Raw genomic sequence first — 3,114 nt, 5'->3', positions numbered from 1 at the left:
TCCGGGTTCTCTAGCACCAGTAACCTAAAACTAAGTACTAATCCAAATGGCAAACGCAACCGAAAACCAGACTCAATCGATCGAAAAAATCCGCGACCTGATTAAAGATATCGACTTCTGTATGCTCACAACCCTAGACGACGATGGCTGCCTGCGCAGCCGCCCGATGTCCGTCAATGGCCAAGTCGAAGCAAACGGCGACCTGTGGTTTTTTACCTACGGTAGCTCCCATAAAGTGACAGAAGTAAACCACAACAACGAGGTGAACGTCAGCTTCTCAGCTCCCGATAAACAGTGTTACGTCTCCCTGTGCGGCACCGCCGAACTAATCACAGATCGCGCCAAAATTCAAGAACTCTGGAAACCCGAACTCAAAGCCTGGTTCCCCAAAGAACTCGACGAACCCGATATCGCCCTACTCAAAATCACCACCACCAAAGGCGAGTATTGGGATTCCCCCGCAGGTTGGGTTGCCAAAACCGTTGGTTTCATCAAAGCAGCAACCACTGGCGATCGCGAAAATATGACCGAGAACGCCAAAGTCGATTTGAAATAATCCGATTAGCTCAGTTGCTACTTACATTTCTCTGGTGTGGATGGGGTAAAGGGTAAAGGGTAAAGGTTTTAAATTCGATCGATATATCCAACCCCAACCAAATCAGTTTTTTCCCTACCCATCACCCAGTCCTTTAGGGACAAGTAGTTATCAATTATCAATTATCAATTAATACCTATGACTAACGCCGCCACGACCAAAAACCAATATGCAATGCAAGATCCGATCGAGCAGTATCCGCAGCCAGAGTTTGAAAAGCAGCCGCAGTCAGAGCCAGGATTAGCCCAGGAGATGACTCCAAAACCAGACCATGGCGAAGATAGTTATCAAGGCTTTGGACGGCTAGCCGGACGCAAAGCACTGATTACTGGAGCCGATTCGGGCATTGGCCGCGCCACCGCGATCGCCTTTGCAAGGGAAGGTGCAGATATCGTCCTCAACTACCTAGAGAGCGAAGAAAAAGATGCCCGCGAAGTAGTCGAACTCATCGAAGCTGCGGGACGAAAAGCCGTAACGCTACCCGGCGATATCAGCGAAGAAAGCTTTTGTAAAACCTTGGTAGAGCAAGGACACAAAGCTCTCGGTGGACTCGATATCCTGGTAAACGTCGCAGGTAAACAGCAAGCTGTCGAAAACATAGAAGATCTGACAACCGAGCAGTTCGACCAGACATTTAAAACAAATGTTTATGCTCTGTTCTGGATCTGCAAAGCAGCACTGCCCCTGATGCCACCCGGAGCCACAATTATCAACACGTCATCCATTCAGGCATATCAGCCTTCACCAAACTTGCTCGATTACGCTTCTACCAAGTCTACCATTGTTGCTTTTACCAAGTCGCTAGCCAAACAGGTCGCAGCCAAAGGTATCCGCGCCAATGTAGTGGCACCAGGGCCAGTTTGGACGCCTTTACAAACTAGCGGCGGTCAGCCAATGGAGAAGATTCCCAAGATGGGATCGCAAGTACCGATGGGGCGACCGGGGCAACCTGCCGAACTAGCTCCGATCTACGTGCTCTTAGCTTCGCAAGAGTCCAGTTATGTGACTGGCGAGGTATATGGTGTCACTGGCGGTAACCCGCTGCCATAGGACGTTCTAGTGTAGAAGTAGGCATTGTGTAGGGTGTGTTTCTGCGTAGCAAAACGCACCGCTCCTTTTATGCAGTGCCGAATGTGCTATCTGTATCGATCGATAGATATTTTATTCAATCTTTTTAATTACGCTACAAGAAAAATCGATCGACAATTTAGATACTGATGCAAAAATTCCCCATTGCGATCGTGGGAGCTGGATTTGGTGGATTGCAAGCCGCTCAGTCATTGGCGCGTTGTGGGCAAGATATCCTACTCATCGATCGAGTCAATTATCACACTTTCGTGCCTTTGCTGTATCAAGTTGCAACCGCGCAACTAGAACCAGAGCATATAATTTATCCCGTGCGGACAATTATCCGTCGTTCGCGTCGGTGTCATTTTCTACTGGCTGAAGTCGCAAAAATTGACCTGTCAGCACGAGTTATTAAAACCGATCGTGGCGAAGTTAGCTACGATTTTTTGGTGTTAGCAACAGGTAGTAAGTCAAAATCTCTGGGCGTTTCTGGTGTCAAAGAATATGCTTTTTCAATAAACTCTCTTCAAGATGCAGTTGCTCTACGCGATCGAATTCTAGAATGTTTTGAAGCCGCCAGTATCGAAGCAGATCCATTGCGTCGTCAGCAGTTGCTGACATTTGTAATTATCGGTGGCGGTGCCACGGGGACAGAAGTAGTCGGGGCATTTGTCGAATTATTACGCAGTCGTATTCGGTATGAGTATCCAACTTTAAATTTACGTCAGGTTAAACTAATTTTGTTGCAATCTGGCGATCGATTACTCGGCGAACTACCACCAAAGCTAGGAATTTATACTCAAAAATATCTGCACAAATTAGGAGTTGATGTGCGGCTATCGACTCAAGTCGAGCGCATTACTACCGAAGCAGTTTATCTCCAAGATCGTCAAACAATCCCTACCAAAACGGCAATTTGGACGGCAGGTGTCGAAGCGACAATGCCCGAATTATCCGAGGATTGGTCGCGAGGTAAGAAAAATAAATTGCGCGTGCGATCGACTTTACAATCGATCGAATACGATAATGTCTATGCCATTGGTGATGTTGCTTATGTCAAGCCAGATGGTAAAGGTTCGAGCGGCGTGGCACCCGAAGCTCTCCAACAAGGTGTCGCCGTGGCTCGCAATATTACCCGCCAATTACAAGGTCACTCGCCACAACCATTTAGCTATTTTAATAAAGGCAGATTGGCAATTATTGGCTGTCGATCGGGAGTTGGCGATATTAGAGGTTGGACTTTGACGGGATGGCTAGCCTGGTTACTCTGGCTGGGCGTTCATTTGGTTTATTTACCAGGATTTCGCAATCGCTTATTTGTCTTATTAACTTGGTTGCAAACTTATTTATGTAACGATCGCGTGGTGCGATCGATCTTGCCATTGCAACCTCGAACTGGTTTCCAAGATCGATCTATTTTAAAACATAAATCCCCCGTAGGATCGCCTGGA

The 3,114-nt window shown here is 47.2% G+C and carries 3 protein-coding genes; all 3 read left to right on the top strand.

The annotated features are described in order from the left end of the window. Nucleotides 1–46: 46 nt before the first annotated feature. Nucleotides 47–556 carry a pyridoxamine 5'-phosphate oxidase family protein gene (locus C7B77_RS27010; protein ID WP_106312306.1) on the top strand — a complete coding sequence of 170 codons (510 nt, stop codon included), beginning with the start codon at nt 47–49 and terminating at the stop codon, nt 554–556. A gap of 177 nt (nt 557–733) precedes the next feature. Then, a complete protein-coding gene (locus tag C7B77_RS27005; protein WP_106312304.1) occupies nt 734–1,645 on the top strand; it encodes an SDR family oxidoreductase in 912 nt (303 codons plus the stop codon). A 167-nt stretch (nt 1,646–1,812) separates the two neighbouring features. Further along, on the top strand, nt 1,813–3,114 hold a 1,302-nt coding region (locus tag C7B77_RS27000), incomplete at its 3' end, for an NAD(P)/FAD-dependent oxidoreductase (RefSeq protein ID WP_106312301.1).

The sequence above is a fragment of the Chamaesiphon polymorphus CCALA 037 genome (assembly GCF_003003845.1).
GTDB classification, from domain to species: domain Bacteria; phylum Cyanobacteriota; class Cyanobacteriia; order Cyanobacteriales; family Chamaesiphonaceae; genus Chamaesiphon; species Chamaesiphon polymorphus.
Note: the sequence above shows the minus strand (reverse complement) of the source record. Positions and strands in the feature narration are given on the sequence as shown.